At 62.0% G+C, this 16,708-nt stretch carries 15 protein-coding genes and 2 pseudogenes; 13 read left to right on the top strand and 4 right to left on the bottom strand.

Translation table 11 applies throughout. The features are described from left to right. On the bottom strand, positions 1-447 hold a 447-nt coding region (locus M9890_12355), incomplete at its 3' end, for an SOS response-associated peptidase (GenBank protein ID MCO5177740.1). A gap of 350 nt (positions 448-797) precedes the next feature. Between M9890_12355 and M9890_12350 the strand changes: the two genes are divergently transcribed. The 7 genes from M9890_12350 to M9890_12320 all read left to right on the top strand — a co-directional run bounded on the left by M9890_12350 (position 798) and on the right by M9890_12320 (position 10,009). After that, on the top strand, positions 798-1,721 hold the full coding sequence (locus M9890_12350; protein MCO5177739.1) for an ABC transporter permease: 924 nt from the start codon (positions 798-800) through the stop codon (positions 1,719-1,721). 8 nt (positions 1,722-1,729) lie between these two features. Beyond that, complete coding sequence (locus M9890_12345; protein ID MCO5177738.1) at positions 1,730-2,716, top strand: ABC transporter permease; 987 nt, start codon at positions 1,730-1,732, stop codon at positions 2,714-2,716. Between the two features lie 368 nt (positions 2,717-3,084). After that, entirely contained in the window at positions 3,085-4,527 is a 1,443-nt protein-coding gene (locus M9890_12340) for a peptide ABC transporter substrate-binding protein (protein MCO5177737.1), read from the top strand. 167 nt (positions 4,528-4,694) lie between these two features. Continuing rightward, positions 4,695-6,077, top strand: a complete 1,383-nt coding sequence (locus tag M9890_12335) for an FAD-binding oxidoreductase (protein ID MCO5177736.1) — start codon at positions 4,695-4,697, stop codon at positions 6,075-6,077. A 150-nt stretch (positions 6,078-6,227) separates the two neighbouring features. Continuing rightward, positions 6,228-7,058: an AAA family ATPase gene (locus tag M9890_12330; protein ID MCO5177735.1), complete on the top strand. Its 831-nt coding sequence runs from the start codon at positions 6,228-6,230 to the stop codon at positions 7,056-7,058. Positions 7,059-7,119: 61 nt separating this feature from the next. Next, positions 7,120-8,646 (top strand): IMP dehydrogenase, encoded by a 1,527-nt coding sequence (guaB, locus tag M9890_12325; protein ID MCO5177734.1) that lies wholly within the window; start codon positions 7,120-7,122, stop codon positions 8,644-8,646. 220 nt (positions 8,647-8,866) lie between these two features. Beyond that, positions 8,867-10,009, top strand: a complete 1,143-nt coding sequence (locus tag M9890_12320; GenBank protein MCO5177733.1) for a hypothetical protein — start codon at positions 8,867-8,869, stop codon at positions 10,007-10,009. 127 nt (positions 10,010-10,136) lie between these two features. Here the strand turns inward: M9890_12320 and M9890_12315 are convergent, their stop codons facing one another. After that, the gene (locus M9890_12315; protein MCO5177732.1) at positions 10,137-11,420 is read right to left on the bottom strand and encodes a glycosyltransferase family 39 protein; all 1,284 of its coding nucleotides are present in this window, start codon (positions 11,418-11,420) and stop codon (positions 10,137-10,139) included. Positions 11,421-11,756: 336 nt separating this feature from the next. On the opposite strand from M9890_12315, the pseudogene M9890_12310 reads away from it, so the two are divergent. The 6 genes and pseudogenes from M9890_12310 (at position 11,757) to M9890_12285 (ending at position 15,057) form a co-directional block, all read left to right on the top strand. Next, positions 11,757-12,131 (top strand): annotated as a pseudogene (locus M9890_12310) (glycosyltransferase family 4 protein). Positions 12,132-12,227: 96 nt separating this feature from the next. Beyond that, positions 12,228-12,837 (top strand): annotated as a pseudogene (locus M9890_12305) (glycosyltransferase family 4 protein). 52 nt (positions 12,838-12,889) lie between these two features. Then, positions 12,890-13,432, top strand: a complete 543-nt coding sequence (locus M9890_12300) for a CDP-alcohol phosphatidyltransferase family protein (protein MCO5177731.1) — start codon at positions 12,890-12,892, stop codon at positions 13,430-13,432. Further along, positions 13,432-14,397, top strand: a complete 966-nt coding sequence (locus M9890_12295) for an MBL fold metallo-hydrolase (GenBank protein ID MCO5177730.1) — start codon at positions 13,432-13,434, stop codon at positions 14,395-14,397. The genes M9890_12300 and M9890_12295 overlap by 1 nt, the downstream gene beginning before the upstream one ends. Next, on the top strand, positions 14,394-14,630 hold the full coding sequence (locus tag M9890_12290; protein ID MCO5177729.1) for a DUF3006 domain-containing protein: 237 nt from the start codon (positions 14,394-14,396) through the stop codon (positions 14,628-14,630). Before M9890_12295 ends, M9890_12290 begins: the two co-directional genes overlap by 4 nt. 289 nt (positions 14,631-14,919) lie before the next feature. Next, complete coding sequence (locus M9890_12285; protein MCO5177728.1) at positions 14,920-15,057, top strand: LysM domain-containing protein; 138 nt, start codon at positions 14,920-14,922, stop codon at positions 15,055-15,057. 276 nt (positions 15,058-15,333) lie between these two features. Here M9890_12285 and M9890_12280 read toward each other — a convergent pair whose 3' ends face one another. Further along, complete coding sequence (locus tag M9890_12280) at positions 15,334-16,290, bottom strand: TIGR03621 family F420-dependent LLM class oxidoreductase (GenBank protein ID MCO5177727.1); 957 nt, start codon at positions 16,288-16,290, stop codon at positions 15,334-15,336. Positions 16,291-16,384: 94 nt separating this feature from the next. Further along, a partial coding sequence (locus M9890_12275) for a Maf family protein (protein ID MCO5177726.1) occupies positions 16,385-16,708 on the bottom strand: 324 nt, incomplete at its 5' end.

The raw sequence follows: 16,708 nt of genomic DNA, 5'->3' as shown, positions 1-16,708 counted from the left end.
GATCGCGGTGGTCGTGATGCCATCCGGGTCACCCTCATGCCACGGTTCCCATATCGCTCCGAAGGCGAGCATCTTCCCATCGGCTGGATGGATGTAGTAGGGCTGCTTTCGTCGGCCACCCAGCGCTTTCCACTCATAGTATCCATCGGCCGGAATCAGGCAGCGGCGCTGCTTATAGGCCGGGCCAAACAGGCGGCTCTCGGCAACCGTCTCGCAGCGGGCATTGATCGGGCGACGACCTGAGTCGAGCGTCTTCGCCCAACGTGGGACAAAGCCCCACCACGCCGCATCCAGCGTCCGTGCATCGCCAGTGTCACGAATGAGCGGAATCTGCGTGGATGGCGCGACATTAAAGCGCGGCCCGCGCTCCTCGGTACGAACATCATGAACCTCGAAGTATTCAACGATGTCCATCAGGGGCGACTTGATAACGAACCGTCCGCACATCGTTGTCGTCTCCTTACATGGAGCAGTGTGAGAGATCGGAACAGGGTACAAGATTAGACCATCTGTTCTGATTTCGCTACTCGGTCTGAGCCGATTGCCGGACCGGAGGCAAACGATGTCGCGGATGATGCCACTCATGTTTCGAGAGTGCACGGGAGTAGTCCCGTGCATAGACGGCCCGCCACCATATCAGCCCAACAGTTTCGAAATTGTTGACGTGTTTACCGGGTCGCTGATAGCATGTTGCGCAATCGAACAAACCAAGATTTTCCGGGCACGCAGCGCCCCTCGCTGCGACGTGAATCCAACGGCGGTGATCGGGCGGCGACCGATCCGATGAGGTGGTCCAGGTGGGTCAATACGCTATTCGGCGCGTCCTTCTTCTCGTCCCGACGTTGTTGACGGTCTACACCATTACCTTCCTGCTTATTCACGCGACACCCGGTGGACCATGGGACACCGGCGATAAGCCAATCTCACAAGAAGCAATTGATGCGCTGAACAAGGCGTATGGCCTGGATAAGCCGATGTGGCGGCAGTATGTCGACTATCTTGGCGGGGCGGTTCGGCTTGACTTTGGGCCTTCGTACGCGCAGCGCAACCGGGATGTCACCGAGATCATGCGGGACTTCGTGCCGGTCTCGCTGAAGCTTGGCATCGCAGCCATGGTCGTAGCCGCGATCATCGGCATTACCGCCGGGACGATCGGTGCCGTTCGCCGCAATACTGCCATTGACTACTTCTCGACATTCGGGGCCATCGTCGGCGTCTCAGCGCCGTCCTACGTTGTAGCGTCGTTGCTGATCCTCGTCCTTGCGTCCCGTCTGCACTGGTTACCAACAGGCGGTTGGGACGGCATATTCAGTAAACAGGCGATCATTCCGACCATCGCGCTGTCCTTCTCTCCGGCTGCTGCTTTGGCTCGCTACACCCGTTCGTCGTTGATTGAAGTGCTGCAGCAGGACTACGTCCGGACTGCGCGCGCAAAAGGATTGGCCGAAGTCAGCGTCATCGCGCGTCATGCTCTACGCAATGCATTGATACCGGTGGTCACCATCCTTGGCCTGCAGTTCGCGGCAGTTGCGACCGGCTCGTTCTTTGTCGAAACCGTCTGCGGTGTGCCGGGCATCGGCCGGTACTTCGTGCGCAGCATCGCCGTGCGCGACTATCCCGTCATTCTGGCAACGACGCTGCTCTTCGCGGTTGCGGTCAGCGTGATGAATCTGCTCGTTGACCTCATGTATGGACTGCTCGATCCTCGGATTAACTATTGAGGGGCGCAATGGAGTCTCAGGAGATCGCAGCACCTGTTTCATCCGATCTGACCGGGGCCGCGGCACTTGGCGCCGCGGGGCAACGCTCATCCCGAACGCTCGCCAGTGACGCATGGCGCAGCTTCCGGAAGAACAAGGCCGCACTGATCGGACTTGTCTTCATCGTGTTTGTGGTGATCGTTGCGATTGCCGCGCCGCTGCTCGCGCCGAAGGGGTATGCCGAGCAGGATCTTCTGGCCGTCACCCAGCCACCGAGTCGGGAGCATCTGCTCGGCACGGATCAGCTCGGTCGCGACATGCTGAGCCGCTTGATCTACGGCGCGCGGGTCTCGCTGCTGGTCGGATTCGTCGTTCAGATCGTCATTCTGGCGATTGGCGTGCCGGTCGGACTGGTCGCCGGATACTTCCCCGGCAAGATCGACACGTTCCTGATGCGAGTCGTGGATGTGCTGTACGCATTCCCGAACCTGCTGTTTGTCATCATCATCATGACCTACCTGCGGGCGCAGTTTCAGTTGGTCGATAGCGGCCCGCTGCTGCCGCTCAAGACCTTCGACCGCGCCACGGGCGGGCTGCTTGGCGTCTACATCGGTCTCGGCCTCGTGTCATGGCTGACCGTGTCACGACTCATCCGCGGGCAGATCCTCTCGCTGCGCAACAAGGAGTTCGTTGAGGCGGCTCGCTGCATCGGCGCGACCAATGGCCGGATCATGACGCGGCACCTGTTGCCGAACACACTGCCGATCATCATCGTCGCGACGACGCTTGGCTTGCCGGCCGCGATCCTCGGCGAGGCAGGCATCAGCTTCCTCGGGCTCGGCGTCACAGCGCCGACACCATCGTGGGGCTCGATGATCTCTGACGGCGTTGCGCTGTTGCGATCGTATCCGCACATCCTTATCTCACCGGCGGTCGCTTTGTCCCTCACCGTCCTTTCGTTCAACTTCGTAGGCGACGGCCTGCGAGACGCGCTCGATCCATGGGTGCAACGCTGACGTCCAGCACCGCACCACGGACATAATCGGTTGGGTAGGAAAGAGGGGGTACCATGGAGATTTCGCGCTACCTGCTCCGCACGTCTGTCACCCGGCGAACGTTCATCGGAACCGCCGCTGCTGGGCTCGCAGGTCTGTTGCTGCCTGCGGTGGCGATGACGACGACGAGCCAGCGGCGACTACTGCGCCGTCTGGCGAGACGCCCGACGCTGGTGAATCCGGTGGCGAGGCAACCGAAGCCCCAGGCGAAGCGACCGAGGCTGAGGCTGGAGCCGGACTGAAGCAGAGGCGGGCGCTTCCACCGGCGGCATCGTCCGCTACGGCGCGGTCGAGCCGGAGGATGTCGACCCCGGTATCACCGGTAGCCCGTGGTCGCTGAGCTGTTGCTCGAAGGTCTCGTCGTCATCAGCCCGGAAGATGGTACAGCCTCACCCGCGATGTCGGAGAGCTATGAGGCGAATGCCGACGGCACGGTCTGGACCTACAAGATCCGCCCGGACATGCAGTGGTCGGATGGCACACCGCTGAACGCCAACGACTTCCTGTACTCATGGCGGCGCGTCATGGATCCGGCGACGGCATCGAAGTACGCCGCGATCTTCTACCCGATCAAGAACGGCGAGGCGATCGCTGCCGGCGATATGACGCCGGACCAGCTCGGCGTCGCAGCCGTCGACGATCTGACTTTCGAGGTCACGCTCGAAGAACCGATGCCGTTCTTCCCGATCATCTCGGCGACCTGGACGGCGTATCCGGTGCCGCAGCACGTCGTTGAAGCGGCCGGCAACAAGTGGCTTGAGCCGGAGAACATGGTCGTCAACGGCCCATTCATCATCACTGAGTGGAAGCACGATCAGTTGATGGTGTTCGAGCCAAACCCGACCTATTGGGGCGACAAGCCGCACATCGGTAAGGCCGAATACACGATCTACGACGACTGGGTCGCCAAGGGTCTGACCGCCTACGAGAACGACGAAGTCGACCATGCACTCGTGCCGGCTGCGGAATACGAGCGCGCGCTGGCCGATCCCACACTCTCGGCTGAGATGAAGGGCTACCCGGCATCCAGCACCGAGATGATCCACTTCGACACGCGCAACGCGCCAACAGACGACATCCGTGTTCGCCAGGCGCTGGCGCTAGGCTGGGATCGCGAATCGCTGATCACGGCAGTCCTGAAGGACTACTATCTGGTTGCGCCGACAATCCTGCCGGCCGACATCCCCGGCAACAACCCGGGCGCTGCGCTGGAAGGCGACATCGCCAAGGCCAAGGAGCTCCTGGCCGAAGCGGGATACCCGGACGGCGAGGGCTGGCCGGAGAACTTCTCGCTCGTGGCGCGTACAACGACGCCGCTGCCGATCATCAGCCAGTATCTGCAGCAGCAATGGAAGGACAACCTGGGTATCGATGTCCAGCTGCAGCCGCTGGAGCCGCGTGCCTACGTCGAGTGGCGCAGCGCCCGAGCGGATCAGCTGTACAACGCTCACCTCGGCATCTGGGGTTCGGACTTCGCCGACCCGAGCAACTGGCACAACCAGCTGTTCGCGTCGAACGCGGACTTCTACAAGACGCACTGGAAGAACGATGAGTACGACCAACTTGTCGCTGCTGCGCTGATCGAGACCGACGAAGAGAAGCGCCTGCAGATGTACAGCGATGCCGAAGTCATCCTGGTGCATGACGCAGCAAACGTCGCGGTGTATCACGGCCAGAACTTCTACGTCACCAAGCCACATGTGAGCAACATCTTCCACCTGCCGACAGCAGCAGCCGGTTCGTGGTTGAAGCGGGTCATGCTCAGCGAGTAACACGTTCAATCAATGGGTAGCCCCGGGTGGGGCTACCCATTCCTCCACGCCCACCCGCCCTGAGGCGGTACCATCTGGATTGAAATTCGATCGCTCGCCAGTGTTCCAGACGGTACGATGCGCGCACCTTCTGACTGATAGTGGAATGTGCAGGGGAAGAGGGAATCGTGAGTAAGGACTACGGACGCTATAGCTTCTGGCTGGAGACGTCGGACGACGACCTGACACCCCGGCCACCGCTGGATGGCTCGATCACGGTCGATGTCGCCATTCTCGGTGCCGGCTTGTCAGGGTTGTGGACTGCGTACCACCTGCTGCAGGCCGACCCATCGTTGAACGTCGCCATCCTCGAAGCTGAGATCGCCGGCTTCGGCGCGTCCGGTCGCAACGGTGGCTGGTGCTACTCCGGCTTCCCAACAGCACTGACGACGCTCGCCGATCGATTCGGCACCGACGCGGCTCGCGCGGTGCAGACGGCGATGTTCGACACCGTCGACAATGTCGGCGAAGTCTGCGAGCGCGAAGGGATCGGCGCGCACTTCATCAAGAGCGGTTCGATCGAGTTCGCGCGCGGCGAGTGGCAGATGCCAAAGATCGAGGAGATGTACCACGAGTTCGAGATGCTCGGGCTTGGCGATCACGGTGCACTGCTGGATGCTAACGAAACCGCAAAACACCTGCGCGTCACCCGCGCTATCGGATCGTTCTGGAATAAGGAAGGCGCGTCAGTGCAGCCAGCCAGGCTGACGCGCGGCCTCGCGCGCGCCGTCGAGCGCCATGGTGGCACGATCTATGAGCAGACCCGCGTGACGAGCTTCGTGCCCGGGCCGCTACCGCGACTTGACACCGAGCGCGGCAATGTCGTGGCCAAGGTGATCGTGCTGGCTGGTGAGGCATACCTGTCGCAGCTTCCGCAGCTCTCCCGCCAGATCATCCCGATGACATCGCACATCGTCGTCACCGAGCCACTGCCCGACGAGATCTGGCAGCAGATCGGCTGGGAGAAGCGCGAAGTCGTCGGCGGCTGGGGCACCACTGGAGGCTACCTGAACCACACCGCCGACGGTCGGATCGCCTTCGGCCCGTATAGCGGGCGCTACCCGTACGGCTCACGCATCAGTGATGCGCTGGATCTGCGCGAAGAGATCTTCGAGCTTGGGCGGGAGTCAGCCGTCGACTGGTTCCCGATGCTGAAGGATGTGAAGTTCACGCACGCATGGGGCGGCGTCCTTGGTGTCCCGCGCGATCGCATCCCGACAATGTCCTACGACCGCAAGACGGGCATCGCCCGCGCCTACGGCTACTCGGGCGAAGGGGTTGCCACGACCAACCTGTCTGGCCGCGTCCTGGCAGATCTCATCACTGAGAAGGACACCGAGCTGACACATCTGCCGATGACGACGCACGCCTCGCCGGACTGGGAGCCTGAGCCTGTGCGCTGGACGGGCGTCACCTACGTCCGCCGTGGCATCAAGCGGATGGAGCAGCAGGCGGAAGAGACCGGCGCATATCCGAAGCGCAAGCCGCTGGCAGCACGATTCTGGAACTGATTGGCCGGTCTGACATCGCTCACTCGGCTCAGTCCTCTGGTATCCTTAGCGATCACCTCTCGGGGGGCCGGGCGGTACGCGCGGGAATCAGTCGGAGGTTGAGCCGGGAGAACGTGCAGCAGGCAAGCGTCGTCGCATCAGGTGCGACTGGTGAGTAAGGTTCTGGCGCTAGCGAACCAGAAGGGTGGCGTCGGTAAGACGACGACCGCCGTGAATCTCGCATGCGACCTCGCCGCACGCGGCTACCAGATTCTGCTGATTGACCTCGACCCGCAAGGCAACGCCACAAGCTCGGTCGGGCTCGACAAGCGCGAGCTGGAGTACACCGTCTACGATGTGCTCGTCGACGGCACCGAGGTCGATACCGCAATCATCCAGGATGTCCGCCCATCGCTCGATATCCTCGGCGCGAACCACCTGCTGGCCGGCGCGGAGGTTGAGCTAACCAGCCTGGCACGACCGCAAATGCGGCTCGATGCAGCGCTGCAGTCGGCACGAGCACGCTACGACATCATCATTATTGATTGTCCGCCGTCGCTCGGCTTGCTGACGATCAATGGTCTGGTTGCGGCAGATGATCTCGTCATTCCTGTTCAGTGCGAATACCTGGCGCTCGAAGGGTTGACTCAACTAATCAATACGGTCGATCTGGTCAAGCGCGGGCTGAACCGCCGCTTGGACATCCTCGGGCTGGTGATGACGATGTATGACTCACGCACCCGACTGGCCGGTGAGGTGGTGCGTGATGTCGCGAGGCTGTTCCCGAACCGGATCTTTCGCTCGATAGTGCCGCGCACGGTGCGGCTCGCCGAAGCGCCATCGCATGGTCGCTCGATTGCCGAGTACGACCCGTCGTCGCGTGGCGCGCAAGCATATCGGGATCTTGCAGATGAGGTGACCCAGCGGTTGGGACTACCGCCTGCGGATTCTGAGGTTGGTGCGACAGCGGCCGAAGCGCCTGTCGCGATGGACTCCAGGTAGAGTTGTGTTTCGGGCTGGCACGCGTGTTACGGGCGAAGGAGAGAGCGATTCGATGACGATTATGGGTGATCCAATTGCCACTCGTATCGTTGCCTCAGATGGGCTGAGGTTTGATTTCAACGAGAAGATCGTTGGCACAGGGCTGACATTTGACGACGTGCTGCTGCTCCCGGCAGCGTCCGAAGTCATCCCAAATCAGGTCGTCACCGGCACCTGGTTCTCACGCAACATCCGGCTGAACATCCCGATCGTGTCCGCCGCGATGGATACCGTCACCGAAGCGCGCATGGCGATCGCCCTGGCGCGCGAGGGAGGTATCGGCGTCATTCATCGCAACCTCTCGGTCGCGGAGCAGGTTCAGGAAGTCGACAAGGTCAAGCGCAGTGAGTCCGGCATGATCGTCGAGCCGGTCACACTCCGACCGGACGATCTGCTGTCCGACGCCGTCGCCATGATGGAGCGCTATCACATCTCCGGCGTGCCGATTACCGACGCCGCCGGTAAGCTCGTCGGCATCCTGACGAACCGTGACCTGCGCTTCGAAGACAATCTCGACCGACCGATCTCGACGCTGATGACGAGCGAGAATCTTGTCACGGTTCCGGTCGGAACGACGCTCGACGAGGCCCGAGAAATCCTGCATGAGCACAAGGTCGAGAAGCTGCCGGTCGTGGACGATCATGGCTTCCTCAAGGGTCTGATCACGGTCAAGGACATTCAGAAGAAGATCCTGTATCCGAACGCCACGAAGGACGAACAGGGCCGCCTGCGTGTGGCAGCCGGTGTCGGCGTCGGCGACGACGCGTTTGAGCGCGCGGCTGCACTGGTCAATGCCAACGTCGATGTCGTCGTGATCGACACATCTCATGGCCACTCCAGCGGTGTGCTGGACATGGTGCGGCGCGTGAAGCGCGAGCTCGGCATTGAGGTCGTCGCCGGCAACGTCGCAACAGGCTCGGCGACGCAGGCACTGATCGATGCTGGCGCAGATGGCGTCAAGATCGGCGTTGGTCCCGGCTCAATCTGCACGACCCGCGTTGTCGCCGGCATCGGCGTCCCGCAGATCTCCGCGATCATGGAGGCCGCCGCCGTTGCCAAAGCGGCCGGCGTGCCAATCGTGGCCGATGGCGGCATGCAGTACTCGGGCGACATCGCCAAGGCGATTGCTGCCGGTGCTGATTCGACCATGCTGGGCGGCCTGCTGGCCGGCACCGAGGAAAGCCCGGGCGAAGTTGTCCTCTTCCAGGGCGAACGATTCAAGGAATATCGCGGCATGGGCTCGCTCGGCGCAATGAAGGAGCGATCCTATTCGAAGGACCGCTACTTCCAGGAGCACGTCGATAGCCTCGCGAAGTTCGTCCCGGAGGGCATCGAAGGGCGCGTCGCCTACAAGGGTCCGCTCTCGGCGATCGTCTATCAGCTCGTCGGCGGCCTGCGGCAGGCGATGGGCTACTGTGGCGCACCCGACATCGAGACACTCAAGTCGGAATCGCGCTTCGTCCGCATCACCTCAGCCGGGCTGCGTGAGAGCCACCCGCACGATGTGGTCATCACCAAAGAGGCACCAAACTACCGCGTGTCTCGCTAACCAATGCTCGGATTTTCTGCAAGCGGCCCGAGGCGATCGCCTCGGGCCGATGCGTTTCTCTGAATCGCTTGACACAGTCAGTCTGGTGTCGATAGACTAATTCCGACAGATATTCTCGGGATTATCCAACAGGGTTGGTGGAGGAAAACGCATGCCATTCGATCGTGATACATGGGCAAACCAGTGGCTGGGCGGGTTTTGAACGCTCGGCATTGAATGCATGCAGCCGGTTCGGTCTGCTGACTACCCCGCCCATCCGCATTTGCGTGACATCATGGCGCTCGCCGAAGACGCAGCGTCACCTGACGACGATCTGACCTTTGAGGAAGTTTTCAATGCATGGCGATCCTATGTCGGACGCGATGACATTCCAATGCTTCTGGTACGCAGCACCGATCGTGCGCGGAAGCTTCTGATGGAAGCGTTTGGCATCGCCGACGCCGAGCCGGTTGGCATTCCGGCCAACTGTCGGCGTGCGCTGTCCGAAGCGACCAAGCGGTCCAAGGGCACGCCGCGCTTCATCGAGCTGGATGCCGACCTGGAATTCGATCCGGAGACGCTGGGCATCGAAGGGATTCGGCTCGCGTGGGCTGAGCCGGTCGCCGGGATGGCACCACCGCAGCCGCTTCCGGGAGTGCCGCTGTTCGTTGACTACGGGTTCACCATGCCGCTGCCGCTGCCTGACGGACCATTGCCGGGCACGGCTATCGTCTGGGGCCTGCATCTGCCGGGACCGTACGACGGCGCGCTGATCGCGTTTGCAGACGATGCGCTCTACGAGACGGCCAAGGGCTTGCTCGACGAGCACGATGAGCCGAGCCTGCCGCATGCGATGGAGCAGTACCGTCGCTTCGCCGGCGACGAAGGCATCACAGCTCGCCAGATGTGGCTCTACAACGAGGTACGGCTGGGCATGGAAGCCGGAGCCGGACTGCCGATGTCGAAGGATGAGCACTGGGCGCTGCCATACGGGCTCGCCGTCCGCATCCCCGACGAGGCAGACTTGGCGACCTACATCTCATACGTACGTAACGAGCTTGTCGATCTCGACTGGCTGCCGGAAGTTCAGCCGATGTTCTTCGTGTCGTTCCAGGTCACCCGTGACATGGCGCGCACACGCGAGACTGCCAACAACCTGGCGCGCTGGATTGTGTCACCAATCGGCCCGGACTTTGTCGATGATGAGATCACACACGCGGTCCTTGGAATCCTCAAGGCCGCTGAATACACCGGCGTGCGTTGGTACACGGATGCTGAGCGCGCTGACTGGTACAACAACCTGTTGATCGAATGGTACGGCCCGAACCACGACGCATACCGCAAGATATTCCCGGCACGGGAGGTCGGATCAGCCCTCGTTTGACTCCTTCACCCATTCCCCGCCACTGAGGGCTCTCGCGTTTGCGTGGGCCCTCAGTGTGTTCTGGGCAGGATCCGGCCGTCGCATTGGCGATGACGACGGGCCGGTTCACGGTCCAATGGCCCGAAGATCAGGACACCCAGAACCAGGTCGCGAACTGGACGACCAGCAGCGCCATGAACGCAGCGGAGGGAATGAGGACCGCGAAGAACGCGACCCGACGGCGCAGCAGCAGCGCCAGCGCGATGAAGAGCGGAAACAGCACCAGCAAGAAGCGCGGCACCGACATCAACGGGTGGACAGTCGACGGGCTGAACAGCGGCAGGGCGAACATGACCGTGACCCAGCTGGAGTACTCGATCGGCAAGACCCGCCACGTGTAGACGATCAGCGCAATGCCAACGAACGCCATCAGGATGTCCAGCGACTCGTACTCCGCGAACGACAGGCGCACCGAGTATGACGTCAGCGTCGCCCAGGTCGGCGACGCCAGCAGTGCGTGCAGCCAGCCATCTTCCCACTGGTCGAAGGCCATCTTGAACGTCGTCCACGGCATCGCCTGAATCCGCGCCCAGCCCTTTTGCGCCTCAATCGTCATGAGCGGATTGTTGAACGCATGCCAGAGGTAAAGGAAGAAGATAATCGGGCCGAGCGGAATCAGGCCTAGTGCCAGCACCTGTCGCGGCCAGGCCGTCGGGCGTCGCCAATGCTTCTGTAGCGCCGGTCCGTACTGACGCAGGAACATGATGCCGATCGGGATCGCCAATAGTACCCCGACGTTACGCGTCAGACCCGCCAGCAGGGCCGCAAGACCGGCGCACCACCAGTCGCCCGACCGCGCCCAACTAAATGCCAGGACGCAGAACAGCAGGAAGAACGACTCGCTGTAGACCGCCGAGAAGAAGAACGCCGTCGGGAAGAACGCCAGCAGCAGGACGGAGCGGCGCGCGACATCCTGACCCCACTGCGATGCCACAAAGCGGAACAGCACTGCCAGGGAGAGGAAGAAGGCGAGATTCGACAGCAGATACCCCGCAACCTCAACCGGGATCGCAAACAGATCAGCAACAACGCGCATCGACCACGGGTAGAGCGGCCAAAACGCTGTCGTCGATTCATGGACGTAGCCAAACTCAGCAATGAGGCTGTACCAGAATCCGTCCCAGTTCCGCATTGGCTGGACGGTGAGGCGGCCAATTCCGCTCAGATTCGGCAGTCCCCAACCGAGCGCTTTGACTGTCGGATTGGTCGTCGCGTATCGCGTCGCGAGCGCGCCGGCCAGTGTCACCAGCAACCAATGCGCAGCGAATACAGCGGTCACAAACGACAGATGATAGTCACGTGCGAGCTGCCGAATCCCCGGCGGCACGCGATCTCGCTTACCCGGCTCAAGCGGTGAAGGGCGAAGTGTCAACGGTCGGCAGCCTCCAGGGACATCGTGACAAACAGCGAAGAGGGTGCCACGAGATCGGTGCAGCAATCAATCGCCTGCGAGCCGATGCTACAATCCGCGCAAAGGGCAATACGTCCCGGTGCGATGGAAGCGACGAGTGGGGGTTGGGTCGTATCGAACTGTCGTGCTCTACGGAGCCAGATCAAACCAATCTCCAATACCTGACGGCGCGCATCGCGTCAGCCGCTAGCGGCGAAGGGAGTAGCAGTGCGCATCCTCCTTGTCTCGCCGTTTGACTTTGGCTACCCCGGCGGCGTCAACGAGCACGTCACCCAGCTCGATCGCCAGTTTCGGTCGATGGGTCACTCGACGCGCATTATTGCGGCAACGTCGCCGGATGTCGGGGAGACCGACGATGGCCACGTCTATCGCGTCGGCATGGCGATCCCCGTGCCGTCGAACGAGTCGATGGCGCGCGTCACCTTTTCCCCGGCAGTGACCTGGAAAGTCCGCCAGTTCATGCGAGCGCAGACCTTCGACGTCGTCCACCTGCATGAGCCGCTCACACCATTGCTCGGCCCGGCGGTGCTACTGCACTCCGACGTTGCCAACGTCGGGACCTTTCATGCGGCGCGACCAAGCAACGTCATGTACATGTACCTGAAGCCAGTTCTCGATCTCTTCTTCGACAAGCTCGATGCCCGCGTCGCCGTGTCGGAAGCCGCCCGCGAATTTGTCGATTCGTACTTCCCGGCCGATTACGAGATCGTGCCCAACGGCATTTCGCTAGATCAGTTCCACGAAAGCGCCGACCCGATACCTGAGTTCATGGATGGGCGGCCAAACATCCTGTTCGTGGGACGCTTCAACGAGCCACGCAAAGGCTTCCGTTACCTGATCCGGGCTATGCCGATGATCCGCAGCCAGTTCCCGGATGCTCGCCTGATCGTTGTCGGGCAGGGCATGAGCGATCGCTACGAGCGATTCCTGGAGCACAACGGCATCAACGATGTGATCTTCGCCGGGTTCGTCTCCGCGCAGGACCTGCCGCGCTACTACGCCAGCGCCGACGTCTTCGTCGCACCGTCAACCGGTCGCGAGTCGTTCGGCCTGATCCTGCTCGAAGGGGCTGGCCAGCGGCATACCGGTCGTGGCCTCGTCGATTGCCGGCTACCGAGGCGTTATCCGACATGGCATTGATGGCGTGCTGGTCGAGCCGAAGGACCCACGGGCGCTGGCGCTGGCGATTGTCCGCGTCCTCGCCGACACCGGCTTGCGCGAGCGCCTGGTCGCGTCCGGCCGAGAGCATGTGCGTCAGTTTTCGTGGGCCGTCGTTGCCGAACGTCTGCTGGATGTCTACCAGCGTGCAATTGTCAGTCGGGCGACGGTCGACACGCGCCAGGCATGGCCGGAAGAGATCGTGGGTCGCCGTGGTTAGCACCCGTTTCGCGAATCGCGTTCGGTCGCGCCTCGGACCAGTTGGCCGAGCGGTGGCGCGCACAAAGATCTCGCCCAATGCGCTGACGGTCGCTGGGCTGCTACTGAATGTCGGCGTGGCAACGGTCATCGCATCCGGAAACCTGATCCTCGGTGGCGTTCTTGTGCTGATCGCCGGTGCTTTCGATGCACTGGACGGTGCGGTCGCCCGGGCCACCGGCCAAACAAGCGCGTTCGGCGGATTCCTGGACAGTACCGTCGACCGCTACTCCGAGGCAGTGGTCTTCGCCGGTCTGCTGGTCTATCTCACGCGCACCGACGCCGGCACGATCCCGGTGTTGCTGACCTACGCGACGATCGTCGGCTCACTGATGATCTCCTACACACGATCGAAGGCCGAAGCGATCGGGATTCGCGGCGACGTCGGCGTTGCTCAGCGCCTTGAGCGCGTCGTCATCCTCGCCGCGGCGCTGCTCATTTCCCAGCCGGTCTGGGGTCTCTGGCTGCTGGCTATCCTGACCCACATCACAGCCATCCATCGCATCGTCCATGTCTGGTGGACAACGCGCGATGATGGCTCGAGCACCCGTAGCTAATGCTGGATCGGGACAATGCCTCGGCTGCTCGCTCGTGCCTCGTCATCATGGTGGTTGGTAGCATCCTCTTCCTCGTCATTTGCGCGATCCTGGCGCTCACGGTCCTGCCAGTCAGGATCGGCAGCGATCGCGCCGAGCCAACGGCAACGCACGTCATCGAACGCGGAAAGCTCACGTTCGCATTGCTCGATGTGGGGCAGGGGCTGTCAGCTGCCGTGGTCACGCCCAGCGGTCACGCGATGGTGATCGATGGCGGACGCTCCGGCGAACGCGTCCGGCAGGAGCTGCTGCCGTTCCTGCGCGCTCACGATGTTGAAACGCTCGACTACGTTGTGATGACCCACCCGGATCAGGATCACGTCGGCGGACTGCCCGCGCTGCTGGAGGCAATGACGGTAAGCGCCTGGGTGGATCCGGTGATCCCGACCAGCAACCAGAGCTACGAGCGCGCGCTCGATCTCGTCGTTCAAAAGAACATCGAAGCGATTCGTGGGCGGCGTGGGATGCAGCTCGATCTTGGGCCAGATGTCTCGGTCGAGCTGCTCTGGCCGGAAGACCCGCTAACGCTCTCGCCCGGCGACCAGGGTGACAACAACAGCAGCATCGTCACCAAAATCACTTATGGCGACGTGTCGTTCCTGATTACCGGCGACGCAGAAGCACCGGCAGAACGCCGGATGATCGAGCTCGAAACCGACGAGGATCTGCACTCGACGTTTCTTGTTGTCGGCCACCACGGCAGCGCTTCTTCAAGCTCGGCTGCGTTCCTCGATGCAGTGTCGCCGGAGGTGGCATTAATCCCGGTTGGCCTGAACAATCAGTACGGGCATCCCGCTGACGAGGTCATTCAGCGCTTGCGGCTGCGCAACATTCAGATTTACCGCTCCGACCTCGATGGGCGAATCGAGATCACGACCGACGGAACTACCTACGACATCTGGACAGCGGAAGGCGGCGGAACGTGAAAGTGACCGAGCGCGTCACTGTTGACGAGATCGATAGCGACGAACATGGTGAGATGCTCGCGACGCTGGTGACCGATGATGGCCGCATGATCGTCGTGCCACTCTCCAGCCTGCCCGACGGCACCAACGACGGCGATGTCCTGGATGTCTCGTTCACCGCACTGCCACAGGAAACCGAGAAGCGACGCGAGCACATCGACTCGCTGCAACGCCGTCTGTTCGGCGACCGCTAGCGACCTATTGACCGCATAGACCAGCGATGACTGGTAGATTCAGATTTATGACCTCCATGCTTCACAGACACCGCATCCACCTGGCACTGACGCTGGTCATGTTCCTGACTGCGTTTGGCTGTACGAGCCCGCTGAGCAACGACAACGCCTCGCCGGAACCTGAGGCGACAGCGACGGTTGAGGTGTAGCCGACGATGCGCATCGTCACGCCGACGCCATACGCGCGCCGCCTGCAGATGCGACCGGCACAGGTGTAGCGCAGCCGGAGGAGAATCCGGCGACCTACGTGGTGGTTGAAGGGGATTCGCTGTATTCCATCGCTCTCCGCTTCGGCGTTGATCTGAATACGCTGATCGAGCTGAACGGGCTGAGCGACCCGAACGACATCACGATCGGTCAGGAACTGCAGATTCCACCAAAGCCGTGACGGCAGAGCGTTCGTTCACAATGACCGGACGCGAATCGTTGACAGTCACCAAGTCCGCTGCTATAGTGTCGCTACATCCCGTGAGGTCGATCACGGGTTCGCTACGAACACCAAACAGGGCGAAGGAGGTGATGCCTAATCATGAGTAGTCATGGTACATCGGGCGTCGCCTCGGAGGCTGCCAGCTAGTCTGCAGTGCTTCGGGGTGATCGCCCAAAAGCCACGGAAGCCGGCCCGTTGGGCCGGCTTTCGCTTTGCCATTATTTCGCTCGTTGGTCATCGCCCGGCCAGCGCGCCAACAATCGGTGCAAGCTCTTCCATCTGCGTGTCTGAGGCGATGATGTATGAGAAGCCATACTCCTCGCGACGCTGCACGATCCCGGCACTGATCTCCTCGACCGTGCCAATCAGCATAGACGGCATTGCCAGAACGTCCGACACGCTGCAGCCACGCCAGCCGTACTGCTCAATGACGCTTGTTGCTGCCGTGTCACGATCATCAGTCACGACGATCGTCGGGATCATGCTGAGCTCGATCTGATTGAACCGGCTACCGGCTCCCTCTCGTATCCAGCCAATCTTCTCCCGCACCGCCTCCGGAGTTCGCTCGTCCACGCGAGGCACCATCTCCCCGGTGCCGTACGCCGAAGTCAGCACACCGATTGAGTCGGCAAACCGCCCAGCAAGTCGCAGCATGCGCGGTCGCCCGCCCCCGATCAGAATGCGAGGTCGCTGCGCGTCGGTCAGTGGCGGGAAGCTTTGCAGCCCATCGACCCGATAATGGCAACCCTCGAATGAGTACGGCTCACCGCGCCAAAGCCCGCTGATGATTTCCAGAGCCTCGCCGAGGCGATCGATGCGGACACTGGCGCGGTCGAACTCGATCCCGGCCTGCTCGTATTCAGCGCGCATCCAGCCTGCACCGATGCCAAGCTCAGCACGCCCACCGGAGAGCGCCGCCAGCGTCGCGAACTCCTTCGCCAGAAAGGCGGGATGGCGAAAGTCGTTGGCGATCACCATCGTGCCGACGCGGAGCGTTGTCGTCATAGCTGCGGCCATCGCCAGCGCCGTGATCGGCGCGTACTGCGCACCAAACGGCTCGTCGACCAGATGATCGCGGATCAGGAACGTGGCGTAACCCAGCGCCTCTGCGCGCTGCACCTGTGCCAGCCACACTGTGCGTTCGAGCGACTGCTCATTGATGATTCCGAATCGAAATGGGCGTTGCGGCATGTACCCTCCAGCAAATGATCGTCTGCTCATGCTCCGATCATCCGCCGAAGGGCGCGTTGTATCTATCCGGAGGTTGCGGTCAGGGTTTGTGGTTTCAGATCAGACTAGCAGCGCAGCAGGGGCAGACCGCCGCGATCGCGTCAGCGTCGTCGACCGAGAGAGGAATACCGACAGCCGTCAGCATCTCGATCACCTTGCCGAGCGGCAGGCCCACGACGTTGGAGTAGCAGCCTTCGAAGCGCTCGACGGGATGGAACTCGCCGTCCTGAATCGCGTAGCCGCCGGCCTTGTCGAACGGCTCGCCACGCTCGATGTAGCGCTCAATTTCGGCATCCGTGTATCGGCGCATCCGAACGTTCGTCGTCACTTGCGACACGCGCGCCTGTCGATTACCGGGGAGAATCGCGACGCCGGTGAT

It is taken from the genome of Thermomicrobiales bacterium (assembly GCA_023954495.1).
GTDB lineage: Bacteria > Chloroflexota > Chloroflexia > Thermomicrobiales > CFX8 > JAMLIA01.
This window is presented reverse-complemented; position numbering and strand designations above follow the sequence as displayed.

Coding starts and splice junctions, on each gene's coding strand:
- M9890_12345 (MCO5177738.1), top strand. CDS start 1,730: ATGGAGTCTCAGGAGATCGCAGCACCTGTTTCATCCGATCTGACCGGG.
- guaB (MCO5177734.1), top strand. CDS start 7,120: ATGGGTGATCCAATTGCCACTCGTATCGTTGCCTCAGATGGGCTGAGG.
- M9890_12320 (MCO5177733.1), top strand. CDS start 8,867: ATGCAGCCGGTTCGGTCTGCTGACTACCCCGCCCATCCGCATTTGCGT.
- M9890_12295 (MCO5177730.1), top strand. CDS start 13,432: ATGCTGGATCGGGACAATGCCTCGGCTGCTCGCTCGTGCCTCGTCATC.
- M9890_12280 (MCO5177727.1), bottom strand. CDS start 16,290: ATGCCGCAACGCCCATTTCGATTCGGAATCATCAATGAGCAGTCGCTC.